Raw genomic sequence first — 23,633 nt, 5'->3', positions numbered from 1 at the left:
AGACCGACCCCGGAACCGGCGGCCCCAGCCCCCATTTGCATAGCACGCCATCGGCGGCTAGAGTGCCCGCTCCGGGGGACACCCCCTGCAAGACCCGCACACGACGGGTGGGAGGCCACACCAACATGGAACACACGAGCAGCGAACGGGCGATTGCCGAAGGCCATGCCTTGTGGGACAACGCCCCCTGCGGCCTGCTCGCGCTGGACACCGGCCTGCGCGTGCAGGCCATCAACGACACCCTGCTCGACTGGCTGGGCCACGACCGCGCCGACGTGGACCGGCTGGCCAGCGGCGGCGACCTGGACTTTCCCACGCTCGCCCGCCTGCGCGACGAGGCCGACCTGCAACAGCTGCGCGACCACCTGCACGAGCTGCGCGCCCAGGGCCGCGCGCTCCCGCTCACCCTGCGCCTGTTCGGCAAGGACGGCGCCTTTTTCTCCGTGGAGCTGGTCTCGCTCGCGGTGCGCGACGCCAGCGGGCGCTTCCTGCGCTCGCACACCGCCGTGGTCGAGGTCACCGGCCGCGATCGCATCGAGCGCCAGATCGTCGCGCGGCTGCGCCTGTTGCAGGCCATCACCGACCGCACGCCCTCGCGCCTGGCCTACTACGACAAGGACCTGGTCTGCCGCTTCTGCAACGCCGCCTACGCGGCTGGCTACGGACTCACCGCCGACGAGGTCATCGGCATCGACCTCAGCCGCGTGCTGTCGCCGGAGGTGCTGCCCGACGTGCTGCCGCGCGTGGCCAAGGCGCTCAACGGCGAGTCGCTGAGCCACGAGGCCGAACGCCCCGACGCCGACGGCACGCCGCGCTACTACGAGGTGCACTACCTGCCCGACAGCCACGACGGCGTGGCGCACGGCTTCTTCATCGAGCTCATCGACATCACCGAGCGCCGCCGCACCGAGGACTTCGTCTTCAACGCCAACCTGGACCTCGAGGAACGGGTGGCCCAGCGCAGCGCCGAGCTCTACGCCAGCGAGCAGCGCTTTCGCCTGATGTCGCACGCCATCCGCGACCACGCCATCTTCTTCCTCGACCCCGACGGGGGCGTGGCCGATTGGACCGAGAGCGCCCAGCGCCTGCATGGCTTCGAGCGCGGCCAGATCCTGGGCCGCTCCCTGGACGCGCTGTTCGAGCCGCAGGACAAGGAACTCGCGGGCCTGGACGTGCAGGTGATGCTGGACGTCTGTCTGGAGGAAGGCCACGCCGAACACGAGGGGTGGAGCCAGCGCCAGGACGGCACGCGCTTCTGGTCGCACGCCACGCTGACCGCGCTGCGCGACCCGCAGGGCCGGCTGCAAGGCCTGTCGGTCATCACGCACGACCTCAGCGAATCCAAGCGCCTGGCCGACGTGATGGCGCGGCTGAACGAGGAGCTGCAGCACCGCGTGACCGAGCGCACCCAGCAGCTGGACGCCGCCAACCGCGACCTCGACGCCTTCTCCTACACCGTGGCGCACGACCTGCGCGCGCCGCTGCGCCACATCGGCCAGTACGTCACGCTCACGCAAGAGGGCCTGGACCCGGCGCAGCACCACGAGCTGCTGCAGTTCCAGACCGCCATCGGCACCGCCGCCAAGCGCATGGGCCAGATGATCGACGGCCTGCTGGAATACGCGCGGTTGGGCCGCCTGAGCATCGACCCCTCGCCGGTCTCGCTCACGCCGCTGATCCTGGGCATCGTGGGCCGGCTGCGCGCCGAGAACGCGCCGCGCGAGATCGACTGGGTGGTCGACCCCCAGCTGCCCGTGGTGGGGGGCGACGCCATCCTGCTGGCCGAGGTATTCGGCCAGCTGCTGGACAACGCCGCCAAGTTCACGCGCCGCGTGGCCCGGGCGCGCGTCGAGGTCGGCCAGCTGCCGGCGGTGGGCGGGCTGCACACCCTGTTCGTGCGCGACAACGGCGTGGGCTTCGACCTGGCCAAAGCCAAGTCGCTGTTCGTGATGTTCCAGCGCCAGCACCACTCCATGGACTACGAAGGCATCGGCATGGGCCTGGCGTTGGCGCAGCGCATCGTGCTGCGGCACGAAGGCCGGCTGTGGTGCGAAACCGCGCCGGGCCAGGGCTGCACCTTCTTCGTGGAGCTGCACGCGCCGTCGACGGACCTGGAACTGCCCTGAGCGCCTATCCCCAGACGACGGTGTTCGACGGCGGCTTCTGCGTCCTGCGGCTGCCGTCGCGCGACGCCGCCATCCTGTGGGCCGCCTGGATCGCCACCGCCTGCCGCTGTTCGCAGGCGCTGCGCGAGTTGGGGTACGCCCCGCAGAGCTGACGAACCGGCGCGGCCGGTGCCATGGCTGGGGCGGCCCGCGGTCAGGGCGGGCCGCAGGCCGCGCCACCGGCCTCGGTGGCGGCCAGCAACGCCCGCCACAGCTGGGACTGGGCCGCACCGGCGCCCGGCCGGTGCAGGCCGTGGTCGGCACCGGGCCAGCGCCGCACGCACAGCCGCGCGGGCCGCGCCGCCGCCTCGCGCGCGAAGCGCTCGTGGGCCTCGGCAGGGATCAGTTCGTCGGCATCGCCCCACCACTGCCACACGGCCCAGGGCCGGGCCGTGAGCGGCTCGAACAGGCGCCAGGCCAAGAGGTCGCGCCAGTGGCCCAGGCTGCGACCGTGCACCAGGGCATCGTCGGACCGCGCGCTCGCCGCGGCCGCGCGGATTTCCGCCCAGGCCTCGGGGCGGCCGATCCGCTGCGCCTGCAGCCGCAGGGTCTCGGCCGGGTCCAGCCCACTGGCCGACAGCAGCACCAGGCCCCGCAGCGAGCCGCCCAGCGCCTGACCCAGCGCGGGCAACAGGTCACCCCCTTCGGAGATGCCCACCAGCCAGGTGGGTCGTTCGGGCTCGCTCGCCCGCAGCGCTTGCAGCGCGGCCAGGGCGTCGGCCTGCCAGCGCGTGGGCCGGTCGTCGCGAGCGAAGGCCTCGCCGCAGCCTTCGGGCGCGGTGCGCACCCAGGGGTTCGTGAAAGGTTTGTGCAGCACCCAGACCTGCGCGCGCTCCAGGCCCGCGAAGTAGGCCGGGGCGATGGGGCCCAGGCCGGCACAGCCCGAGCCCGGCACCACCACCACGCGCGGCGCGGCCGCGTCGGGGCTGGCCTCTCGCCGCAAGACGGGCACGCGGCGGCCCGGCGCCGATCCGGGCACGTCCATGCGGCTCCAGGGCGCGCGGGGCGCGGCGCTCGGCCCGTCGGGCGCGGCCAAGGGCGGTTGCGCCTGCGCCCCCACCGCGGCCGCGCAGGCCAGCAGCAGCGCGGCCGCCGCGCGCGGCAGGCCACGCCAGGGCTTCGCGCGCAGGGGGCCGCCGGGCACCACCGGCTCAGCGCAGGATCATCACCTCGGGCTGGGCAGGTGCCGCGCCGGCCGGCGCGTTCGCACCGCCCGCGGGCGAGGCACCGCGCAGGCGCGGCGCGAGTGCGCGGTCCAGCGAGAGCTGCTCACCCAGCTGCGCGAACACCTCGGCCGCCAGGCTTTGCGAGGTCTCGCGCATCACCTTGGCGCGGTTGGGCGGCATCACGTCGCCGCGCGCCGACAGCAGCTTGGTGTCGTTGCCCGCGCCCTGGGCCGAGAACGCGGCCTTGATCTCGAAGGTGCGCGTGTCGATGAGCGAGAAGTCGGCCAGCAAGTCCAGGCCGTACTGGTGCGTGGCGCTGCTCGTGCCCTGCAGCGGCGAGAACGCGTCGCGGAACTCGATGCTGGAGAGCTGCCCGAACAGCACGTAGTCGGCGCCGGCGAACTCGCCCTTGCGGATGCGCGCGATGATGTCGTTCACGTCGGGCTGGCGCACCGGCTTGGCGATCTTGCCGGTCTTGACCTGCTGCAGGGCGCGCTCGGCCGCCGTGGGCTGCGGGTCGCCGGCGTCGAAGCCCTTGCCCTGCACCAGGCGAAAGGACGTGCCCTTGAGCAGGGCGCCGCGGATGTCGTTGCTGAAGGCGCGCAGCTCGCGGTGCTCCAGGTAGGAATGCGTGCCGGCCACGTAGGTCATGCTGGCGCTGCCGCTCGCGCTGAGCGAGGTCGGCGTGGCCTTCATGGCGCTTTGCTGGCTGGCCGTGGCGGCCTCGAAGTACTCGGCCACGCGCTGGGTGTAGCCCAGGTCGGTGACCGCGATCCGCGGCGCGGCCTGCGCCAAGGCGGCGCCGGCGAACAGAGCGGCGCCAGCCGCGAGCGTGGCGGCGAAAGCGCGGCGGGAAGCTTGGAAGGGGGTCATGGCGTGCCTCCGGATCAGCGCTTGCTGGTCTTGCGGATTTCCTTCTCGTCGGCCCATTCGAGCGAGCCTTCCTCGTTGTCGAACAGGTTGAGCGTGAACTTGTAGTACACGTCCTTGGTGGAGCTGTTCTGCTTCACGATGCTGGTCAGCTCGCCCTCGAAGCGGTACTTGGCCGCCGTCATCTTGCCGAGCTTGGCCGTGGTGTTGGTCTTGTAGAGCCCGCTCTGGTTCTGGCGGTTGAGCTCGTCGACCTGGTTCTGCATCTCGTTGATGTTGGCGACGAAGCGCACCTTGCCCGACTTGGTCAGCGCGGTGCGGATCGAGTTCATCACGTTGGTGGTGTCGATGTACTCGCTGGTCTTGTTGCGCACGGTGGCGATGGTCACCGTGGGGCGGCCCTGCAGCACCTCGGTCTCGAGCAGGCTGCCGACCATGGACTCGGCGATCAGCTGCAGGTCGGAGGAGCCGAACTCGTTGGTCACAAGCTCCACGGCCTTGGCGTCGCCGTAGTTGACCTGGCGGTCGAAGCGCACCACGGGCTGGCTGCGCTTGGTGGCGCAGCCGGCGAGCACGCCGACGAGCACCAGGGCAAGAAGAATTCGGGTTTTCATGGGAAGAAGGTCCGTTGGGCGTGAAAGGGGATCAGGGCGTCTCGAAGCTGAGTTCGAGCCGGAAGTCGGCCACGCTCAGGTGCGGGGCCGTGCCCTTGAGGGTCTGCTGCGCCTTGGCGAACAGGTTCAGCTGTTTCCAGGCGTCGCCGTCGCCGACCTGGTTGCCGTGCTGGTCCAGCCAGCGGTAGCGGTAGTACAGGGCCTGGTCCTTCTCGCCGCCGTTGCGCAGGTCGGACTGCACGGAGAGGAAGCCGCCCTTGCGCGCGACGCGGATCTCGGGCACGGCCATGTCGGGCGCTTCGCCGCGCCAGGCCAGCTTGGCCGCCACGGCCGGCGAAACCGAGGCCGGCACGGCGTCGGCGAGCGCCAGCGGCGCCGCCAGCAGACAGGCGCCGGCCAACGAGGCCCGGGCGCACCAGTTCAGGAAGGGGTTCATGGTCGGATGGGGTGGGGGTTCACAGAGCGGCGGCCGCGGCCTTGGCGGACGTCGTGGGGCGGGGCTTGCGGGCCGGCTTGGCCGCGGGCTTCACGGCCACGGGCTTGGCGACCGGCGCCACGGCCGGCGTGGCCACGGCCTCCACCAGGGGCAGCTGGCCGAACTGGCCGACCGCGCCCGCCAGCGGGCGGCCCTCGTACAGCCGCAGCGGCACCACCGCGTACTGGCCGTCCACACGGGCCTTGCCGAAGCTCACGCCGTGCAAGCTGATCTCGTGCTCGCCGGGCGGCAAGTGCGCGCGCGCGAGGTAGACGCGCCCGGGCAGCATGCGCCACATGCGGTCGTCGGCCTGTTCGGTGGCGGCCGACGCCACGATGCCGATCAGGCCGCCCAGCAGGCCACCCTGCTTCTCCAGCTGGTCCTGCACCACGCCCTTGGCGATGGCGCGCGAGAAGCCGCGCATCACCATGCCCGGCATCTCGTCGCGCAGGGCGCGGCGGGCCATCACGTTGAGGTCGACCACCTTGCTGAGCGGCAGCGCGCGCTCGCCGACCTGCAGGCTCTCCAGCGGGGCGTCGCGCGAGGGATCGATCACCGGGTAGGAAATGCTCACCGTGCGGATGCTGGAGCCCACCGGCACCGGCAGCGTGAAGGCCTTGGGCACGCGCGCCGGGGCCACGCCGGCCTCGACAACGAACAGCACGTCGGTCATGCGCTGCTTGCGCTTCCAGGTGAAGCCGGTGCGCTCGTCCAGGCCGCGCAGGCCCTCTTCCAGCGCGGGCGCGCCCGGGCGCAGCTCGATGGCCTTGCGGTAGCCCGGTGCGGCCAGACCCGGCTCGTTGAGCGATTCGTAGACGAAGCCCGCCAGGTAGTGGCTCAGCGCGTTCTGGTAGCCGTTCTGCAGCGCCAGCACCTCGGGGTCGTCCAGCAGTTGGACCGGGTAGCCGTTGATCTCGCGGCCCTGGGCCTGCACGCCGCGGCCCTTGGCTTCGTCGACCGTGCTCTGCGTTTCCTTGCTGCGGAACTCGGCGATGACGGCCTCGCGCTCGTGGGTGCGCTTGATGTCCACGCGCGCCTCGTCGATGCGGCCCTGGCCCAGCCGGTTGAGGGCGAGGCGGGTGGTGAGCCAGACCTTCTCATAGTCCTGGCCCTCGTACACCTTGAGGCGCTCGCTCACCAGCGCCGCGCCCACGGTGCCCATGAGCTTCTGCGGGTCGGTCTTGGCCGCCTGCTCCCATTCCTGCACCTTGGCGTCGGCCGCCAGGAAGGCCTCGGTGCTGGGTTCGATCTGGCCGTCCAGGCGCAGCAGCTCGCCCTTCTCCAGGTTGTAGAGCAGTTCCTTGCGTGCCTCGGGCGAGGCGTGGCGCTCATCCAGGCGCGTCAGGGCGGTCTTGAAGTCCCCTTGTTGTCCCGCCGCCTGCATCTGCGTGGCGGTCTCGTGGTGGCTTTGCATGCCGGCGCAACCCGCCAGCCACACCGTGGCCAGCACCGCCAGCCAGGTCACCCCTCTTCTTGCTTTCATCTCACTCCTCCGATTGAGTTGGTCCTCTGGGCCTGCCCAATCTCGACAGATGTGAACAAAAGTTAAGGAGCGACCAACGGCAAGGCGTGGGAAAGCGCACAGATGTATGAGCGGCCGACGCCGCGCGGTGGCTTCAGCGCGCCGAGCGGGCGCGGCGGCCGGGTGCGGCGGCGATGCGCTCGACCAGCCAGGCCAGGCCCGGGTCCTCGCCCGCGCGCCGGCTCATGGCGAGCTGGTGGCGAAACGGTTCCAGGGCAAACGGCAGGGCACGCCGCACCAGGCCCCGGGCCGCGGCGTCCGGCGCCAGGTCATCGGGCACCGTCAGCACCAGCTCGCCGTGCGGCAGCAAGCCCAGGGCCGCGCCGAAGTGGGCGGCCACCAACCGGATGTCGCGCGCCTGCCCCAGGCGCGCCAGCGTCTGGTCGATGCCGCCGAAAGCGCCCGGCTGCACCAGCACCTGCAGGTGCTGGGCCGAGAGGTAGCGCGCCAGCGTGAAGCGCCCGGTCGCCAGCGGGTGGCCGGCGCGCATCAGGCACACATAGGGCGACTCGCGCACCGTGCGCACGGCGATGGTGTCGTCGGCGCTGTTGAACACGCCCAGGGCCAGGTCCAGCGCGCCGGCGCGGATCATGTCGGCGGCGTTGCTGCGGCCCGCGTGCAGGAGCTGCAGGCGCACGCCGGGCGCGTCGCGCAGCAGGCCCTCGAGCACCGGCCCCAGCAGGGCCTGGGCCGCGTGGTCCGAGCAGCCCAGGTGGAACTGGCGCTGCGACTGGCGCGGATCGAAGGCACTGGACAGCGAGAACACGCGCTGCGCGCGCGCCAGCAGGGCGCGCACCTCCGGGTGCAGGGCCACGGCCCGCGGCGTGGGCACCATGCCATGTCCCTGGCGCACCACGATGGGATCGCCGCAGGCCGCGCGCAGGCGCGACAGCGCGTGGCTGACCGCCGGCTGCGTGAGCGCCAGCCGCTCGGCCGCGCGCGTGACGCTGCGCTCGCTGAGCACGGCGTCGAACACCACCAGCAGGTTCAGGTCGAGGCGGCGGAAGTCCATGCAGCATTATCAATCTGCTTCATGAATGGGGATGGAAACAAATCATTTGATGCCCAAAGCACCCTTTCCTAGAGTGCGAACCGGACCGCATGAACCTCTTGCATCCACAACAACAACCGGAGACACGCCATGCCCTTTGATTTCCACCCTGCCCGCTGGCTGCGCGCCGGCGGACTCGCCCTGCTGGCCGCGCTGCTCGTCCCCGTCCACGCCCAGTCCCCCGCCTGGCCGGACCGCCCGCTGCGCATCGTCGTGCCCTTCGGCGCCGGTGGCAGCACCGACGCCCTGGCGCGCATCGTGGGCGAGAAGCTCTCGGCCGCGCTCAAGCAGCCGGTGGTGATCGACAACCGCGCCGGCGCGGCGGGTTCCATCGGCGCCCAGGCCGTGGCCAAGGCCGCGCCCGACGGCTACACCTTCCTGCTGGCCACCAGCAGCACGCACGCGGTGCTGCCGCACCTGCGCCCCCTGCCCTACGACGCCCAGCGCGACTTCGCGCCCATCGCACGCCTGGCCACGGCCCCCAACGTGCTGGTGGTGAGCCCGACGCTGAAGGTCGCGACGGTGGCGGAGTTCCTGCAGGTGGCGCGCGCGCATTCGGGCACGCTGAACTACTCGTCCAGCGGCAATGGCTCGGTCACGCACCTCATCGGCGCCGACTTCGCGCAGCGCGCCAAGCTGCCCACCACGCACATTCCGTACAAGACCGGCATCCAGGCCCTGCCCGACCTCCACGGCGGCCAGATTCATTTCGCCTTCGACAGCATCGTGTGGACGCTGCCGCAGGCGCAGGCCGGCAAGGTGAAGGCCCTGGCCATCGGCAGCGCGCAGCGCTCGCCGCTGGCGCCGGACCTGCCCACGCTGCGCGAGGCCGGCTTCGAGGGCTTCGACGGCACCACCTGGTTCGCCCTGATGGGCCCCGCCGGGCTGGACCCCCAGGTGGTGAGCGAGCTCAACCGCCACGTCAACACCGTGCTGCGCGACCCCGACCTGCGCGCGCAGTTTCAGCGCCAGGGCGCCGAGCCCCTGGGCGGCAGCCCGCGCGATCTGGAGCGGCTCGTCCAGGAGGACGGCCAGCGCTGGGCCGCGGTCATCAAGGCAGGCAACATCAAGATCGATCAGTGAGTCCCATGTCCCAAGACCCGACGGCGTCCGCGCCCCACCCCCACTTCCGCGAGCTCGTCGCCAGCGAGCGCCCGCTGGTGCTGCCCGGCGCGCACGACGCCATCTCCGCCCTGCTGATCCGCCAGGCGGGCTTCAAGGCCTATTTCATCGGTGGCTTTCCGGTGGTGGGCGCGCGCCACGGCCTGCCCGACATCGGCCTGGCGACGCTGGGCGAGCTCAGCGCGGCCTACCGCGACATCATGGCCGTGTCCGACCTGCCCGTGCTGGTGGACGTGGACAACGGCTACGGCGACGTGAAGAACGTGGTGCACGCGGTGCACACCTACGAACGGATGGGCGCGCAGGCCCTGTTCTTCGAAGACCAGGTCTCACCCAAGCGCTGCGGCCACATCGTGGGCAAGGAACTGCTGCCGTGCGAGGAGATGGAGCGGCGCATCCGCGCGGCGGCCGAGCAGCGGCGCGACCCGCGCACCTTCATCATCGCGCGCACCGACGCGCGCGAGGTGGTCGGCATGGACGAGGCGCTGCGGCGCGGCGAACGCTACGCGCGCGCGGGCGCCGACGGCATCTTCATCGAGGCGCCCGAATCGGTGGCCGAGCTGCAGCAGGTGGGCCGCGCGCTCCAGGGCGTGCCGCTGATGGCCAACATGCTGGAAGGCGGGCGCACGCCCATCCTCAAGCCCGCCGAGCTGGAGGACCTGGGCTTTCGCATCGTCATCTACGGCATCTCGCTGCTGATGCGCTCGGTGAAGACCATGATGGCCAGCCTGGAGGACCTGCGCAGCGGCGAGCTCAAGATGGTGGGCTCCGGCGTGGGCTTCGAGGACTACAAGCGCATCGTGGGCTTCGATCGCTGGGCCGAGCTGGAGCGCCGCTACGGCGGCTGATCAGCCCGCCAGCCGCGCGCGCACCTCGTCCGCGCGCGGGATCGGCGCCACCGCGCCATAGCCCTGCGTGGACAAGGCCGCCACCGCCGCCGCGTAGCGGCCGGCCGCCTGCAGGCCGTCGCCGGCCAAGCGGCGCGCGACGAAGGCGCCGCCGAAGGCGTCGCCCGCGCCGGTGGCGTCCACCGGCTGACAGGGGAAGGGCTCGATGCGGTGGCGCTCGTTCGCGTCCGCCACCAGCGCACCCTTCTCGCCGAGCTTGAGCGCCACCACCTTCGCGCCCAGGCGCAGGCAGTGGTCCACCAGGGCGTCGGGGTCGTTCAGGCCGGTGATGGCCACCACATCGTCGTAGCTCGGCAGGCAGATGTCGCAGCGCGCGATCACGTCGCTCATGACGGCGCGCGCGCGGTCCACCGGCCAGAGTTTCTGGCGCAGGTTGGTGTCGAAGGACACCAGCGTGCCGGCCTCGCGCGCCATGGCCATGGCCGCGTAGGCGGTGTCGCAGGCCGTCGGCGAGATGGCCAGCGAGATGCCCGAGAGGTGCAGCACTTTCGCGGCGGCGATGCGCTCGCGCGGCAGCTGCGCCGCCGTGTAGCGGCTCGCGGCCGAGCCGGTGCGAAAGAAGCTGAAGTGGTGGCCCCGCTCATCGTGCGTGACGAAGTAGATCGCGGTGAAGGCCGCGGGGTCGGCCCGCACGCTCGCGTGGTCCACGCCCTCCTCGTCCCACAGGCGGCGCAGCATCGCGCCGTACGGGTCGTCGCCGAGCGCGCCGAGGTAGCCCACGCGCGCGCCCTGGCGGGCGGCGGCCACGGCGAAGTTGGAGGTGTCGCCGCCAAAACCCTGCAGGTACAGGCGGCCCTGGCCCTCGCCGGTCTGGTTGAATTCGACCATGGCCTCGCCCAAGGCGAGGATGTCCAGCGCTGCTGCTGCCGCCATCTCAGGCCTCCCGTGGGCGCCCATCTCAGATGCGGCCGTACTTGGCCAGGCCCTTGCGCAAGGACTTCTCCGCGATGATGAGCTTGGCCTGCTCGAGTTCGCGCTCGTCGATCTCGCGCGCCACCTTCAGCACCTCTTCGGCCTGCGCGCGCGGCACCACCACCACGCCGTCCACGTCGCCCACCAGGATGTCGCCCGGGTGCACCAGGATGTCGCCCACGCGCACCGGCACCTGCGAGGCCACGGTGCGGTAGCGGCCCAGCGTGGTGCCGGGGCTCACGTCGCGCGCATAGACCGGGAAGCCGTAGTCGCGGCGGATCTCGGTGAGGTCGCGCACGCCGCCGTCCAGCACGGCACCCACGTGGCCATTGGCCACGGCGCCCGCGGTCATCAGGCCGCCCCACACCGCCACGTCGGGCTCGCCGCCCTCGATGCTGATGACGATGACGCTGCCCGCCGGGGCCTCGTCGATCAGGTCCAGCGCGTGCTGCGGCGGCACGAATTCGTCGGTGGCCGCTTCCAGCACGGTGGCGGCCGGCCCGCAGATGCGCTTGTCGTTGATGCGCGGCTTGATGCAGGCGGCCATGTAGCCGCGCTTGCCGCAGACCTTGTCCACCGCGTCGGCCACGGAGGCCACGGCAACCTGGTTGAATCCGTCGATCAGTTCTTTCATGTCCTGCTTTCTTGCAATGCTTGGTGGTGTCGTTGGTGGCCTCACCACCGGTTGAGCCAATTCAGTGGCGCCTCGCCGCGCAGCACGCGCGCGGCCTCCTCGGCCGTCTTGCGCTGCAGCTCGCGCATCGCTTCCTCGCTGTACCAGCCCATGTGGTTGCTCACCACCACGTTGTCCAGGCTGAACAGCTTGTGGATGCCGGGCGGCTCCTGCTCGAACACGTCGAGCCCGGCGCCCAGGATGCGGCGCGCGGCCAGGGCCTCGTGCAGCGCGTCGGTGTGCACCAGGCCGCCGCGCGCGGTGTTCACCAGGATGGCCGTGGGCCGCATGCGCGCGATGCGCTCGGCGTTGATCAGGTGCCGCGTCTGCTCGTTCAGCGGCGCGTGCAGCGAGATCACGTCGGACTCGGCGCACAGGGTGTCGATGTCGGCGCGCTCCAGCCCATCGGGCAGTTCGGCGCGCGGGTCGTTCACCAGCACCCGGCCGAAGCCGAAGCCGGCGAACTTCTCCAGCGTCATGCGCGCGATGCGGCCAAAGCCCACCAGGCCCAGGGTGCGCCCGCGCAGGCGGAACATCGGCTGCAGCACGCCGGTGGACCAGCGACCTTCGCGCACCTCGCGGTCGTGCAGCCACAGGCGGCGCGACACCGCCAGGGCCAGGGCCACGGCCTGCGAGCTCACCTCGTCGGTGCCGTAGTCGGGCACGTTGGCCACCGCGATGCGGCGCTCGCTGGCCGCCACCTGGTCGATGTTGTCCACGCCGATGCCGTAGCGGACGATGGCCCGGCACTTCGTCAGGCCCTGGATCACCTCGCGCGGCAGCGGCGACTCGCGCACCAGCACCACGTCGGCCTCGCGCGCCGCGTCCAGCGCGCGCTTCGGGTCGCGCCGGCAGGGGCGGACCTCGAAACGCGCGCCCTCGGCGCCCAGCAGGGCTTCTTCCTGGTCGTAGCTCGCGTACCCGTCGTCGATGGCGACGACGAGCCGCTCGAGCCCGCCTCCCTGGTTCAGCTCACTCACTTGCGGGTTGCCTCCACGGCCTTGAACAGCGCATCGACGTAGTTCTTGCCGATCTCGCCCTCGGCCCACTGGCGCACCGGCGGCTGGGCCAGCTTGCGGAACTCGGCGATCTGCGCGGCGGTGGGTTCATAGACCTGCATGCCCACGCCCTCGAGAATCTTCTTGGCGTTCTTGTCCTGCTCGGCGGTCATCTTGCGGTGGATGGCCATGGCCTTCTTCACGCCCTCGTCGACGGCCTTGCGCTCGACGTCGGTGAGCCGGGTGTAGAAGCGGTCGTTGACGAGGTAGCCGTGCACCGACCACACGTGGCCGTCCAGCGTGGCGTACTTCTGGTGCTGGTACAGGCTGGCGGCCAGGATGTTGGTCACGCCGTTTTCCTGGCCGTCCACCACCTTCTGCTGCAGCGCGGTGGGCAGCTCGCCCCAGGGAATGGCCGAGGCCGAGGCGCCCAGCGACTCGACCAGGGCCTTGAACACCGGCGAGGGCTGGATGCGGATCTTCATGCCCTTCATGTCGGCCGGCGTCTGGATCGGGCGCAGGCTGTTGGTGAAGTGGCGAACCCCGTTGTCGGCGAAGCCCAGCGCGCGGATGCCGGTCTTCTTGACCATGTCGTCCGAGAAGCCCTTGAGCCACTCGGAGTCGTACACGCGCCAGGCGTGCTCATGGTTGTCGTAGAGGAAGGGAATGCCCAGCACGCCGATGGGCTTGTGCACGGTGCCGATGGCGCCGTCGTGCGCCACGGCCATCTCCAGCGTGCCCAGGCGCAGGGCTTCCATGGTGGGCTGGTCCTTGCCGAACTGGCCGGCCGGGAAGATCTCGACCTTGATCGAGCCGTTGGTGGCCTTCTCCACGTGCTCCTTGAAGGCCAGGGCCGCCACGTGCTTGGGCTGGTCGTCCTTGGCGGGCTGGAAGTGCGCGTACTTCAGCGTCTTCTGCGCGTGCGCGGCCAGGGGCAGCGCGAGGGCCAGGCCCATCACGGCGGCGAGGGTCTTGAACTTCATGGCGGGTGTCTCCTTGTGGTTGGGGAACGGAAGGACAGGGGCTCAGCGCGCGTAGCCGAACAGGCCGGGCACGAAGGTGCTGAGCGAGGGGATGAGCACGACGGCGAGCAGCACCACCAGCAGGGCGGCGAGCAGCGGAAGAATGGCGCGCGTGAGCTCTTCGAGCCGCAGGCGCGCGACCGAGCTCATGACGAACAGCACCCCGCCCACGGGCGGCGTGGCCAGGCCGATGGTCAGGTTGAGCACGATGGCCATGGCGAAATGCAGCGGGTGGATGCCGAACTGCTCCGACAGCGGCGCCAGCACGGGCACCAGGATGATCACGGCCGGCAGCGTGTCGATGAACAGGCCGCAGAGCAGCACGAAAACCATCACGATCAGCATGATGGCCACCGGGTCCGTGGTCATGCCGCCGATGGCCGCGCCGATGGCCTGCGGGATCTGCAGCAGCGTGAGCAGCCAGGCGAACAGCGAGGCCATGGACACGATGATGAGCGCCGCCGAGGTGACCAGGCCGCTTTGCAGCAGCACGCGGCAGATCAGGCGGGCGTTGAGCGTGCGCGTGACGAACAGGCCGATGAAGAGCGCGTAGAACACCGCCACGGCCGAGGCCTCGGTGGGTGTGAACAGGCCGGTGAGGATGCCCGCGATGATGATGGCCGGCATCAGCAGCACGGGCGTGGCCCGCCACAGCGCGCGCAGGCGCACGCCCCAGCCGGGCGCCGTGCCCACCGTGCCGTAGCCCCGCTTGACCGAGAGGTAGTGGTTCATGGCCATCAGCGCCAGGCCCATCAGCAGCCCTGGGACCACGCCGGCCAGGAACAGGCCCGCCACGGTGACGCGGCTGTCGGTCAGCGCGTAGATCACCATCACGATGGAGGGCGGAATGATGGGGCCGATGACCGAGGTGGCCGCCGACAGCGCCGCGGAGTAGGCCTTGTCGTAGCCGCTCTTGGCCATCATGCGCGTCTCGATCGCGCCCGGGCCGGCCGCGTCGGCCAGGGCCGAGCCGCTGATGCCAGCGAACATCACCGAGGTGACCACGTTCACATGCCCCATGCCGCCGCGCACGTGGCCCACCATGGCGCCGGCGAAGCGCAGCAGCGCGGTGGTGATGCCGCTGGCCGTCATCAGGTCGGCCGCCAGGATGAAGAAGGGCACGGCCATCAGCGGGAAGCTGTTGATGCCGTCGAAGAAGCGCTGCGGCACCGACAGCAGCGAGAGGTTGCCGTCGATGGCCAGGGCCAGCAGGCCCGCGCCGCCCATGGCCAGGGCGATGGGCACGCCGATGGCCAGGCCGACCACGAAGACGATGAAGAGGACGGCGCTCATTCGCCAACCTCCGCGCGGTGCGCCGCGGTGCGAGCGCCTTCGGGCGTGCGTGCGGCGCTCATGCGTGCGCCTCCTCGGCGTGGTCGTCGCCGATCTCTTCCACCTGCACGAAGTCGCGCGCGACGAACTGGCGCCAGAACAGCAACAGGTGCAGCAGCATGGCCGCCGCGCCCAGCGGAATGCCCAGGTAGGGCAGGCCGGCGGGCAGGCCCATGGCCGGCGTTTCCTGGTTCCAGGTGAACTCGGCGATCTGCACGCCCAGCACCACCAGGGTCAGCAGGAACAGCGCCATGGCCAGGGCGATGAACCAGCGGATGGCGTGGCGCAGGCCCGCGGGCAGCGCGTCCTGCAGCATGTCCACGGCCACGTGGCGGCCTTCGCGCAGCGCCAGGCCGGCGCCCAGGTAGGCGACCCAGATCATCTGGATTTGGGTGAACTCCTCGACCCAGAAGATGGACTGGTTGAACACGTAGCGCATGACCACGTTGGCGAACACGAGGATCGCCATCGAGGCCATGAGAAGAACGATGAGGGCCTGGTTCAGGCGCACGAAACCGTGCTCCAGGCGGCCCGCGAGCGAGGGGCGGGCCGGTGATTCGCTGAACGCCATGGGTGCGCTGTCTCCGGTGGTTCGACTCAGGGTTTTGCCGTAATCGTATCTGATATCTCAGATATAGGATTTGGGGAAAGCCCTTACACTGCCCACCCACGATCCGAAACCACCATGACCCGACAACTCGAGCTTGAACGCCCTCGCCTGCTCACCGACGTGGTGGGTGAGCGCATTCGCGAAGCCATCGTCAGCGGCGACCTGAAGCTGGGCGAGCAGGTGTCGGAGGCGCAGCTGGCCGCCCTGATGGGCGTGAGCAAGACGCCGGTGCGCGAGGCGCTGGTGCGCCTGCAGTCGCAAGGCCTGGTGCAGGTGCACCCGCAGCGCGGCACCTTCGTCTTTCGGCTCACGCCCGAACAGGTGGGCCAGCTCTGCCGCTTCCGCGCGCTGGTGGAGACCGAGGCCCTGCGCGAGGCCATGGCGGCCAACCGCGCCGCGCTGCTCAAGGGCATGAAGCAGTGCGTGAAGGAGATGAAGGCGGCCGAGGCCGCGCGCGACCTGCCTGCGCTGGCGCGCATCGACATGGCCTTTCACTGGCAGTTCTTCGAGCACTGCCCCAGTCCCTACGTGCGCGCCGGCTACGAGGTGCTGCGCTCGCAGCTCACCGCGCTGCGCCACCGCTCGCCCATCGACAACGCGGTCAGCAGCCACCAGGTGCTGGTGGACGCCGTGGGCGACGGCGACGTGGACGCGGCCGGCGCGCTGCTGCGCGAGCACGTGCTGGACAACGAGCCGCGCTACCGCGCGGCCTGCGGCGGGGCCTGAGCGCCCCCGGCACGGGCGCTCAGACCTCGTGCCCGATCACCTCGAAGAACGCCCGCACCATGCGCGTGTCGCGCCGCTCGGCCAGGCAGGCCACGTGGGCGTAGGTGCGCACCTGCGCGTCGCTGATGCGCACCGCGTGCAGGCCCGGGCCGGGCACGAACTCCACGTCGGACACCGCGGCCACGCCCACGCCCTGGGCCACGGCCTCGCGGATGATTTCGCGGCTGGCCACCTCCATCACCACCTCGGGCTGCACGCGCGCGGCGCGCAGCGCGGATTCGATGGCCTTGCGCGTGGTGGAGCCCTCCTCGCGCAGGATCAGCTTCTCGCCCTGCAGCTCGGCGGTGCGGATGCTGCGCCGGCGCGCGAAGGGGTGGGCCGCGTTGCAGAAGATCACCACCGGGTGCTCGCTGTAGGGCACCGAGACGAAGCGCTTGTCCAACGAGACCTGCGCCAGCACCCCCACATCGGCGCTGTAGTCGGCCAGCCGGTCCAGCACCTCCTGTGAGTTGCCCGTGGTGACCGAGATCTTCACGCCCGGGTAGCGCTGGTTGAAGGCCACGAGCATGCGGGTGGCGTGCGAGGGCCCCACCGCGGCCACGCGCAGGTGGCCCGAGCGCAGCTCGCCGGTTTCGCGCAGCAGCTGCACCGCCTCGGCCTCCAGGTCGAACATCTGGCGCGACAGCTGCAGCAGCCGTTCGCCGATCTCGGTGGGCCGCACGCGCCGCCCCGAGCGGTGGAACAGCTCCACCTTGTAGAGCGCCTCCAGCTGGCCCACCTGCGTGGTGACGGTGGGCTGGCTCACGTGGAGCCGTTCGGCCGCGCGCGTGAAGCTGCCCGTGGTGGCCACCGCGTGGAAGGAACGCAGTTGTGTCAGTCGCATGGAAGGGGCTCCGTGTTATCCCTGCTCAACTATAGGTTCTCTCAATATATCGGTGTAAAAACTTGAATTGGATGAATGTCGTCCTCGCACCGACAGTGCGACACAGCGTCACGGATCGGACATGTGACGCCCAAAAACTGACGGACAGCTTCAAGTACCGCAACCGGAGACACCCCATGCCGCTTTCCCGCCGTTCCCTTCTCGCCAGTGCGCCGGCCCTGCTCGGCGCGCCCCTGCTCGGCCTGTCGCCGGGCGCCCGCGCCAATGGCGTGCTCACCGTGGGGCTGATCCCCTCGGAAGACTCGCGCGCCATGATCGCCAACAGCCAGGCCATGATGGACATGCTGTCCAAGGCCCTGGGCATGCCGGTCAAGCCCTTCGTGGCGGCCGACTACAACGGCGTGATCGAGGCGCTGCGCTCCAAGCGGCTCGACGTCGCCTACCTCGGCCCCTTCTCGTATGTGCTGGGCACCACGGTGGCCGACATCGAGGCCTTCGCCGTGGCCGAGACCAAGAAGGCCGGGCGCACCTTCTACCACTCGCTGGTCGTCGCGCGCAAAGACAGCGGCATCCAGACCGTGGCCGACCTCAAGGGCAAGACCTTCGCCTTCGTGGACCCCAGCTCCACCTCGGGCCACCTGTTCCCGAAAGCCGGCCTGATCAAGGCCGGCTTCAACCCCGACAAGGACTTCGGCCGCGTCATCTTCTCGGGCTCGCACGATTCGAACGCGGTCGCCGTGCAGAACGGCAAGGTCGACGCGGTGGCCATCGCCGACCGCATCCTCGACGCGGCCATCAACAAGGGCCTGGCCAAGCGCGAGGACCTGGTGACGGTGTGGAAGTCGGACCCCATCCCCGAGTCGCCCACGGTCTGGCGAAAGGACCTCGACCCCGAGCTGAAGAAGCGCGTGCAGGCCGCCTTCCTGCAGGTCAAGAACATCCCCTGGTCCGACCAGGGCGAGCTCAACGGCTTTCACCCCACCAACGACGCGGCCTACAACATCATCCGGGACACGGCCAAGGCCCTCAACCTCGACCTGAGGAAGATGAAGTGATCAAGATCCGCGGCCTGACCAAGCGCTACGGCGACTTCGACGCCCTCAAGGGCATCGATCTCGACGTGGCCCCCGGCGAGTTCCTCGTCGTGCTCGGCCCCTCGGGCGCCGGCAAATCCACGCTGCTGCGTTGCATCAACCGCCTGTGCGAACCCACGCAGGGCGACATCCACGTCGACGGCCAGCGGGTCACCGCCGAGCGCGCCAGCCTGCGCCGCGCGCGGCGCCAGGTGGCGATGATCTTCCAGCACTACAACGTGGTGCCGCGCCTGTCGGTGCTCAAGAACGTGCTCACCGGCCGGCTCGGTGCCATGCCCTCGGTGGCCTCGTGGCTGCAGGTGTTCCCGCGCCGCGACATCGAGATCGCCCGCGAGTGCCTGCGCCGCGTGGAGCTGGAAGAAAAGGCCGAGCTGCGCACCGACACCCTGTCGGGCGGGCAGAAGCAGCGCGTGGGCATCGCGCGCGCCCTGGCCCAGCAGCCCAAGATCATCCTGGCCGACGAGCCCGTCGCCAGCCTGGACCCCAAGACCTCGCGCACGGTGCTGCAGTACCTCAAGCAGGCCAGCCGCGAGCTGGGCATCTCGGTGGTGTGCAACCTGCACCAGATCGAATACGCGCGCGAGTTCGGCGAGCGCATCGTGGGCGTGTCGGGCGGCCGCATCGTGTTCGAGGGTGGGCCCGACCAGCTCACCGACGAGGTGCTGCACCGCATCTACCCGGGCCTGGACGAAGGCACAGCCAAGGCCGCCAGCCCAGCCCGCGCGGCGGCCACGCCGCCCCGCCACGACTTCGCCCTCGAGGAGGCCTGACATGAACATCGGCTCCTACTCCCTGCTCGTCGCGCGCCCCACCGGTTCGGCCGGCTGGTGGCCGCGCCTGGGCCTTGGCGCGGCCGCGCTGATGGTGCTCTGGTGGGCCGCGCGCGGCGCCCAGGTGAGCTTCGGCGAACTCGGCAAGGGCCTGCCCTGGATCGGCGACTTCCTGGCGCGCATGGTGCCGCCCAACTGGGCCTTCCTCGACAAGCTGTGGGTGCCCGCCATCGAGACCGTGCAGATCGCCCTCTGGGGCACCTTGCTCGCGGTCATCATGGCCGTGCCGGTGTGCTTCTTCGCGGCACGCAACCTCACGCCCAACCTGGCGGTGTTCCATTTCACGCGCCAGGTGTTCAACGTCACGCGCGGCATCAACGAGATCATCCTCGCGCTGGTGTTCGTGGCGGCGGTGGGCCTGGGACCCTTCCCCGGCGTACTGGCCCTGGCCGTGCACGGCGCGGGCATGCTCGGCAAGTTCTTCTCCGAGTCGATCGAAGAGATCGACCAGGGCCCCATCGAGGCCCTGCGCGCCACCGGCGCGGGCCCGGTGCAGACCGTCATCTTCGGCGTCATCCCCCAGGTCATCACCGCGTGGATCGCCGTCGTTCTCTACCGCTTCGAGACCAACCTGCGCCAGGCCACGGTGCTGGGCATGGTGGGCGCGGGCGGCATCGGCTTCGAGCTGGTCGGCAGCATGAAGCTCTTTCAATACCAGGACACCGCCACCTGCATCGTGGTGATCATCGTGATGGTGATGGCGGCCGACTACGTGTCCACCAGGCTGCGCGCCTGGATCCAGAAGGGAGCGCGTTGATGGACGCCCGCGTCGATTCGGTGACGGTCAATGGCCGTCGGTATGCCCGGCCGCAACAGCCGGTGGTGGTGGTCTGCGTGGACGGCTGCGAGCCCGACTACGTGACCCAGGCCATCCAGGCCGGCGTGGCGCCCTACCTCGAGCGCATGGTGGAGAAAGGCGCGTCGGTGGTCGGGGACTGCGTGGTGCCCAGTTTCACCAACCCCAACAACGTGTCCATCGTGACCGGCGTGCCGCCCTCGGTGCACGGCATCTGCGGCAACTACTTCTACGACGTCGACAGTGGCCGCGAGGTCATGATGAACGACCCCGCCTGGCTGCGCGTGCCCACCCTGCTGGCGGCCTTCGCCGACAGCGGCGCCAAGGTGGCCGCGATCACCGCCAAGGACAAGCTGCGCACGCTGCTGGGCCACGGCCTGCAGGGCATCTGCTTCTCGGCCGAGAAGGCCGACAAGGCCAGCGTGGCCGAGTGCGGCATCGACGGCGTGCTGGAGCTCGTGGGCAAGCCCGTTCCCTCGGTCTACAGCGCCGACCTCAGCGAATTCGTGTTCGCCGCCGGTGTGCGCCTGCTGGAGACGCGGCCGCTGGATCTGATGTACCTGTCGACCACCGACTACGTGCAGCACAAGTGCGCGCCCGGCACGCCCGAGGCCAATGCCTTCTACCAGATGATGGACGGCTACCTGGCCAGGCTCGACGCCCTGGGCGCGGTGATCGGCCTCACCGCCGACCACGGCATGAGCGCCAAGACCGACGCCGCCGGCCGCCCGCGCGTGCTCTATCTGCAGCAGGTGCTCGACGGCCTGCTCGGCGAAGGCCAGGCGCGCGTGATCCTGCCCATCACCGATCCGTACGTGGTGCACCACGGCGCGCTGGGCTCCTACGCCACCGTGCACCTGCCCAGCGCCGAGGCCATCGCGCGCGCGCGGGCCGCCATCGAGGCCCTGCCGGGCATCGACGTGGTGCTCAGCCGCGAGCAGGCCGCCAGCCGCTTCGAACTGCCGCCCGAGCGCATCGGCGACCTGGTCATCGTGAGCGACCACCTCACGGTGCTGGGCACCAGCGAGCACAAGCACGACCTCTCCGGCCTCACGGTGCCGCTGCGCTCGCACGGCGGCCTCTCGGAACAGAAGGTACCGCTGCTGTTCAACCGTCCGCTGCAGGGCGTGCCCGCCACCCGCCGGCTGCGCAACTTCGACGTGTTCGACCTCGCGCTCAACCACGTCGCTGTCAACCGCTAGAGGTCCCCATGCCGCATGACTACTTCAACCCCGTGCGCAGCGTCTACGGGGCCGGGGCCCTGTGTTCCCTGCCCGGCCTGCTCGCCGGTCGCAAGGCCCTGCTGGTGACGTTTCCGGAGGCGCGCGCGCTGGGCCTGGTGGCCCGGGTCGAGGCGCTGCTGGGCGATGCCCTGGTGGGCGTCATCGAGGACGTTCGCCCCAACCCCGACGTGGCCGAGCTCGCCGCGCCCTATGAAGCCTTCTGGGGCGACGACCGCGGCGCCGAGGCCATCGTCGCGCTCGGCGGCGGCAGCGCCATCGACACCGCCAAGGCGCTGATGGTGGGCACGCCCGACGGCGCCTTCGCCACCCTGGTGGCCGCGCTGGCCTCGGGCCAGCCGTTCACGCCGGCCGGCGTGAAGGCGCTCATCGCCGTGCCCACCACCGCCGGCACCGGCAGCGAGGTCACGCCCTGGGCCACCATCTGGGACCGTGGCCGCCAGGTGAAGCACTCGCTGCACCTCAAGGAGACCTGGCCCGCGGCCGCGATCATCGACCCCGAGCTGATGCTCTCGCTGCCCGCGTCGGTGACGCTGCAGAGCGGGCTGGACGCGCTGTCGCACGCGCTGGAGTCGATCTGGAACGTCAACGCCAACCCGGTGTCGGACACCTTCGCCGTGGCGGCGGTGCACGACATCCTGGACGCCCTGCCGCGCCTGATGCACCGCCTGGACGACCGCGAACTGCGCGCGCGCATGGCGCTGGCCGCGCTCAAGGCCGGCATGGCCTTCTCGAACACGCGCACCGCGCTGGCGCATTCCATCTCCTACGAGATGACGCTGCGCTACGGCCTGCCACACGGCATCGCCTGCTCCTTCCCGCTGCCCCTGGTGCTGGCGCGCGCCATCGGCCGCCGTGCCGACCGCGACGCGGTGCTGGCACAGGCCCTGGGCGACCTGGACGAAGCGCCCGGGCGCCTCACCGCCTTCATCGAACGCCTGGGCGTGCGCACGCGCTTCGCCGACTACGGCGTGAGCGACGAACAGGCCGAACAGATGGTGGCGCACGCCCTGACTGGCGCGCGCGGCCGCAATTTCATCGGCAGTGCCGAAAAGGAGATCGCATGAGCACCGCACGGCCGCCCGAAGGGGCTCGCACCACAGCGCGCAGCGCGGAGGCATTCGAATGAGCGACGTGTTGGAAAGCCCCTGCTTTCGCGAGGAGGCGCTGCGCATCGGCGGCGAACAGGTGCACACGGGCCGCCGCTTCGACGTGCTCAACCCCTACAACGGCGAGCGCGTGGGCAGCGTGGCCATGGCCAGCGTCGAGGACGTGCGCCGCGCCATGGACATCGCCCAGGCCTACCAGCCCCGGCTCACGCGCTACGAGCGCTCGGCCATCCTCAACCGCGCGGCGGCGCTGCTGCGCGAGCGCACCGAGGCCGGCTCCGACCTGATCACCGCCGAGTCCGGCCTGAGCAAGAAGGACAGCGTGTACGAGATCGGCCGCGTCGCCGACGTGCTGAACTTCGGCGCCAACGAGGCCCTGCGCGACGACGGCCAGGTGTTCTCCTGCGACCTCACGCCGCACGGCAAGCGGCGCAAGGTGATCACCACGCGCGAGCCGCTGCTGGGCGTGATCACGGCCATCACGCCCTTCAACCACCCCATGAACCAGGTGGCGCACAAGGTGGTGCCCAGCGTGGCCACCAACAACCGCATGGTGCTCAAGCCCTCGGAGAAGGTGCCGCTGTCGGCGTACTGGTTCGCCGACCTGCTGTACGAGGCCGGCCTGCCACCGGAGATGCTGCAGGTGGTGAGCGGCGACCCGCGCGAGATCGCCGACGAGCTGATCACGAACCCGCACGTGGACCTCATCACCTTCACCGGCGGCGTGGCCATCGGCAAGTACATCGCCGCCAAGGCGGGCTACAAGCGCCTGGTGCTGGAGCTGGGCGGCAACGACCCCCTGATCGTGATGGACGACGCCGACCTCGACAAGGCCAGCGACCTCGCGGTGCAAGGCTCGTACAAGAACTCGGGCCAGCGCTGCACCGCCGTCAAGCGCATGCTGGTGCACCAGAAGGTGCTGGCCGACTTCACCGAGCGCGTGGTGGCCAAGACCCGCGCCTGGACCTACGGCGACCCGATGGACCGCCGCAACGAGATGGGCACGGTGATCGACGAGGCCGCGGCGGCGCATTTCCAGCGCGTGGTGGACGACGCCGTGGTGCAGGGCGCCCGCCTGCTGGTGGGCAACCGGCGCGACGGCGCGCTCTACTCGCCCACGGTGCTCGACCGCGTGCGGCCCGAGATGACGGTGGTGCGCGAGGAAACCTTCGGCCCGGTCTCGCCCATCATCGGCTTCAAGGACATCGACGAGGCGATCCGCCTGTCCAACGGCACGGCCTTCGGCCTGTCCTCGGGCATCTGCACCAACCGCTTCGACGACGCGGCGCGCTTCGCGCGCGAGCTGAAGGTGGGCTCGGTGAACCTGTGGGAGGTGCCCGGCTACCGCATCGAGCTCACGCCCTTCGGCGGCATCAAGGACTCGGGCCTGGGCTACAAGGAAGGCGTGCAGGAGGCGATCAAGTCCTTCACCAACTGCAAGACCTTCTCCATGCCCTGGTGAAGCCGGCGGGCAAGGTCCCGCTGGACACTTAAGGTCGTGACGACCGGCGCGG

Annotated in this window: 24 protein-coding genes; 11 read left to right on the top strand and 13 right to left on the bottom strand. The window is 70.5% G+C overall.

Annotation, left to right across the window (positions count from 1 at the left end; translation table 11 throughout):
• Window positions 1-125: 125 nt before the first annotated feature.
• Together DY262_RS17055 and DY262_RS17050 are read left to right on the top strand one after the other, a co-directional pair.
• On the top strand, window positions 126-2,126 hold the full coding sequence (locus tag DY262_RS17055) for a PAS domain-containing sensor histidine kinase (protein WP_116960302.1): 2,001 nt from the start codon (window positions 126-128) through the stop codon (window positions 2,124-2,126).
• A gap of 20 nt (window positions 2,127-2,146) precedes the next feature.
• A complete protein-coding gene (locus DY262_RS17050) occupies window positions 2,147-2,278 on the top strand; it encodes a hypothetical protein (protein WP_416186976.1) in 132 nt (43 codons plus the stop codon).
• A gap of 41 nt (window positions 2,279-2,319) precedes the next feature.
• Here DY262_RS17050 and DY262_RS17045 read toward each other — a convergent pair whose 3' ends face one another.
• From DY262_RS17045 to DY262_RS17020, 6 genes are all read right to left on the bottom strand, one after another.
• Entirely contained in the window at window positions 2,320-3,309 is a 990-nt protein-coding gene (locus DY262_RS17045; protein WP_147326258.1) for an alpha/beta hydrolase, read from the bottom strand.
• Between the two features lie 7 nt (window positions 3,310-3,316).
• Complete coding sequence (locus tag DY262_RS17040; RefSeq protein ID WP_116960300.1) at window positions 3,317-4,204, bottom strand: hypothetical protein; 888 nt, start codon at window positions 4,202-4,204, stop codon at window positions 3,317-3,319.
• Between the two features lie 14 nt (window positions 4,205-4,218).
• Window positions 4,219-4,815 carry a penicillin-binding protein activator LpoB gene (lpoB, locus tag DY262_RS17035; protein ID WP_070399362.1) on the bottom strand — a complete coding sequence of 199 codons (597 nt, stop codon included), beginning with the start codon at window positions 4,813-4,815 and terminating at the stop codon, window positions 4,219-4,221.
• A gap of 31 nt (window positions 4,816-4,846) precedes the next feature.
• Window positions 4,847-5,251 (bottom strand): YcfL family putative periplasmic lipoprotein, encoded by a 405-nt coding sequence (locus DY262_RS17030; protein ID WP_116960299.1) that lies wholly within the window; start codon window positions 5,249-5,251, stop codon window positions 4,847-4,849.
• 19 nt (window positions 5,252-5,270) lie between these two features.
• On the bottom strand, window positions 5,271-6,773 hold the full coding sequence (locus tag DY262_RS17025) for a COG3014 family protein (RefSeq protein WP_147326257.1): 1,503 nt from the start codon (window positions 6,771-6,773) through the stop codon (window positions 5,271-5,273).
• A 133-nt stretch (window positions 6,774-6,906) separates the two neighbouring features.
• The gene (locus DY262_RS17020; RefSeq protein WP_116960297.1) at window positions 6,907-7,824 is read right to left on the bottom strand and encodes a LysR family transcriptional regulator; all 918 of its coding nucleotides are present in this window, start codon (window positions 7,822-7,824) and stop codon (window positions 6,907-6,909) included.
• Between the two features lie 129 nt (window positions 7,825-7,953).
• On the opposite strand from DY262_RS17020, the gene DY262_RS17015 reads away from it, so the two are divergent.
• Both DY262_RS17015 and DY262_RS17010 read left to right on the top strand, forming a co-directional pair.
• Window positions 7,954-8,946, top strand: coding sequence for a Bug family tripartite tricarboxylate transporter substrate binding protein (locus DY262_RS17015; RefSeq protein ID WP_116960296.1), 993 nt, complete (start codon window positions 7,954-7,956; stop codon window positions 8,944-8,946).
• Window positions 8,947-8,951: 5 nt separating this feature from the next.
• Window positions 8,952-9,833 (top strand): isocitrate lyase/PEP mutase family protein, encoded by an 882-nt coding sequence (locus DY262_RS17010; RefSeq protein WP_116960295.1) that lies wholly within the window; start codon window positions 8,952-8,954, stop codon window positions 9,831-9,833.
• Here the strand turns inward: DY262_RS17010 and DY262_RS17005 are convergent, their stop codons facing one another.
• From DY262_RS17005 to DY262_RS16980, 6 genes are read right to left on the bottom strand one after another with little or no spacing between them, the layout of a single operon-like run.
• Entirely contained in the window at window positions 9,834-10,766 is a 933-nt protein-coding gene (locus DY262_RS17005) for a sugar kinase (RefSeq protein WP_116960294.1), read from the bottom strand. It lies immediately after the preceding gene.
• Window positions 10,767-10,791: 25 nt separating this feature from the next.
• The gene (locus tag DY262_RS17000; protein WP_116960293.1) at window positions 10,792-11,439 is read right to left on the bottom strand and encodes an RraA family protein; all 648 of its coding nucleotides are present in this window, start codon (window positions 11,437-11,439) and stop codon (window positions 10,792-10,794) included.
• Window positions 11,440-11,480: 41 nt separating this feature from the next.
• Window positions 11,481-12,458, bottom strand: coding sequence for a C-terminal binding protein (locus DY262_RS16995; RefSeq protein ID WP_245981061.1), 978 nt, complete (start codon window positions 12,456-12,458; stop codon window positions 11,481-11,483).
• Window positions 12,455-13,459 carry a DctP family TRAP transporter solute-binding subunit gene (locus tag DY262_RS16990; protein ID WP_116960292.1) on the bottom strand — a complete coding sequence of 335 codons (1,005 nt, stop codon included), beginning with the start codon at window positions 13,457-13,459 and terminating at the stop codon, window positions 12,455-12,457. Before DY262_RS16990 ends, DY262_RS16995 begins: the two co-directional genes overlap by 4 nt.
• Before the next feature lie 42 nt (window positions 13,460-13,501).
• The gene (locus DY262_RS16985) at window positions 13,502-14,791 is read right to left on the bottom strand and encodes a TRAP transporter large permease (protein WP_116960291.1); all 1,290 of its coding nucleotides are present in this window, start codon (window positions 14,789-14,791) and stop codon (window positions 13,502-13,504) included.
• 58 nt (window positions 14,792-14,849) lie between these two features.
• Window positions 14,850-15,401, bottom strand: coding sequence for a TRAP transporter small permease (locus tag DY262_RS16980; RefSeq protein ID WP_116960290.1), 552 nt, complete (start codon window positions 15,399-15,401; stop codon window positions 14,850-14,852).
• Between the two features lie 114 nt (window positions 15,402-15,515).
• Between DY262_RS16980 and DY262_RS16975 the strand changes: the two genes are divergently transcribed.
• Complete coding sequence (locus DY262_RS16975) at window positions 15,516-16,166, top strand: GntR family transcriptional regulator (protein WP_116960289.1); 651 nt, start codon at window positions 15,516-15,518, stop codon at window positions 16,164-16,166.
• A gap of 19 nt (window positions 16,167-16,185) precedes the next feature.
• On the opposite strand, the gene DY262_RS16970 is transcribed toward DY262_RS16975, so the two are convergent.
• Complete coding sequence (locus DY262_RS16970; protein WP_116960288.1) at window positions 16,186-17,049, bottom strand: LysR substrate-binding domain-containing protein; 864 nt, start codon at window positions 17,047-17,049, stop codon at window positions 16,186-16,188.
• Between the two features lie 176 nt (window positions 17,050-17,225).
• Here DY262_RS16970 and phnD point away from each other — a divergent pair, with 176 nt between their 5' ends.
• Genes phnD through phnY form a run of 6 tightly spaced genes read left to right on the top strand, consistent with a single transcriptional unit; the run spans window position 17,226 to window position 23,581 of the window.
• A complete protein-coding gene (phnD, locus tag DY262_RS16965) occupies window positions 17,226-18,104 on the top strand; it encodes a phosphonate ABC transporter substrate-binding protein (protein WP_116960287.1) in 879 nt (292 codons plus the stop codon).
• Window positions 18,101-18,913: a phosphonate ABC transporter ATP-binding protein gene (gene phnC / locus DY262_RS16960; protein WP_116960286.1), complete on the top strand. Its 813-nt coding sequence runs from the start codon at window positions 18,101-18,103 to the stop codon at window positions 18,911-18,913. Before phnD ends, phnC begins: the two co-directional genes overlap by 4 nt.
• A 1-nt stretch (window position 18,914) precedes the next feature.
• Window positions 18,915-19,730 carry a phosphonate ABC transporter, permease protein PhnE gene (gene phnE, locus DY262_RS16955; protein ID WP_116960285.1) on the top strand — a complete coding sequence of 272 codons (816 nt, stop codon included), beginning with the start codon at window positions 18,915-18,917 and terminating at the stop codon, window positions 19,728-19,730.
• Window positions 19,730-20,971 carry a phosphonoacetate hydrolase gene (gene phnA, locus DY262_RS16950; RefSeq protein ID WP_116960284.1) on the top strand — a complete coding sequence of 414 codons (1,242 nt, stop codon included), beginning with the start codon at window positions 19,730-19,732 and terminating at the stop codon, window positions 20,969-20,971. Before phnE ends, phnA begins: the two co-directional genes overlap by 1 nt.
• Window positions 20,972-20,979: 8 nt before the next feature.
• Window positions 20,980-22,077: an iron-containing alcohol dehydrogenase PsrA gene (gene psrA, locus DY262_RS16945; RefSeq protein ID WP_116960283.1), complete on the top strand. Its 1,098-nt coding sequence runs from the start codon at window positions 20,980-20,982 to the stop codon at window positions 22,075-22,077.
• 58 nt (window positions 22,078-22,135) lie between these two features.
• Window positions 22,136-23,581, top strand: coding sequence for a phosphonoacetaldehyde dehydrogenase (gene phnY / locus DY262_RS16940; RefSeq protein ID WP_116960282.1), 1,446 nt, complete (start codon window positions 22,136-22,138; stop codon window positions 23,579-23,581).
• The last annotated feature ends 52 nt before the right edge of the window (window positions 23,582-23,633 follow it).

The organism is Hydrogenophaga borbori (assembly GCF_003417535.1).
GTDB classification, from domain to species: Bacteria; Pseudomonadota; Gammaproteobacteria; order Burkholderiales; family Burkholderiaceae_C; genus Hydrogenophaga; species Hydrogenophaga borbori.
Note: the sequence above shows the minus strand (reverse complement) of the source record. Positions and strands in the feature narration are given on the sequence as shown.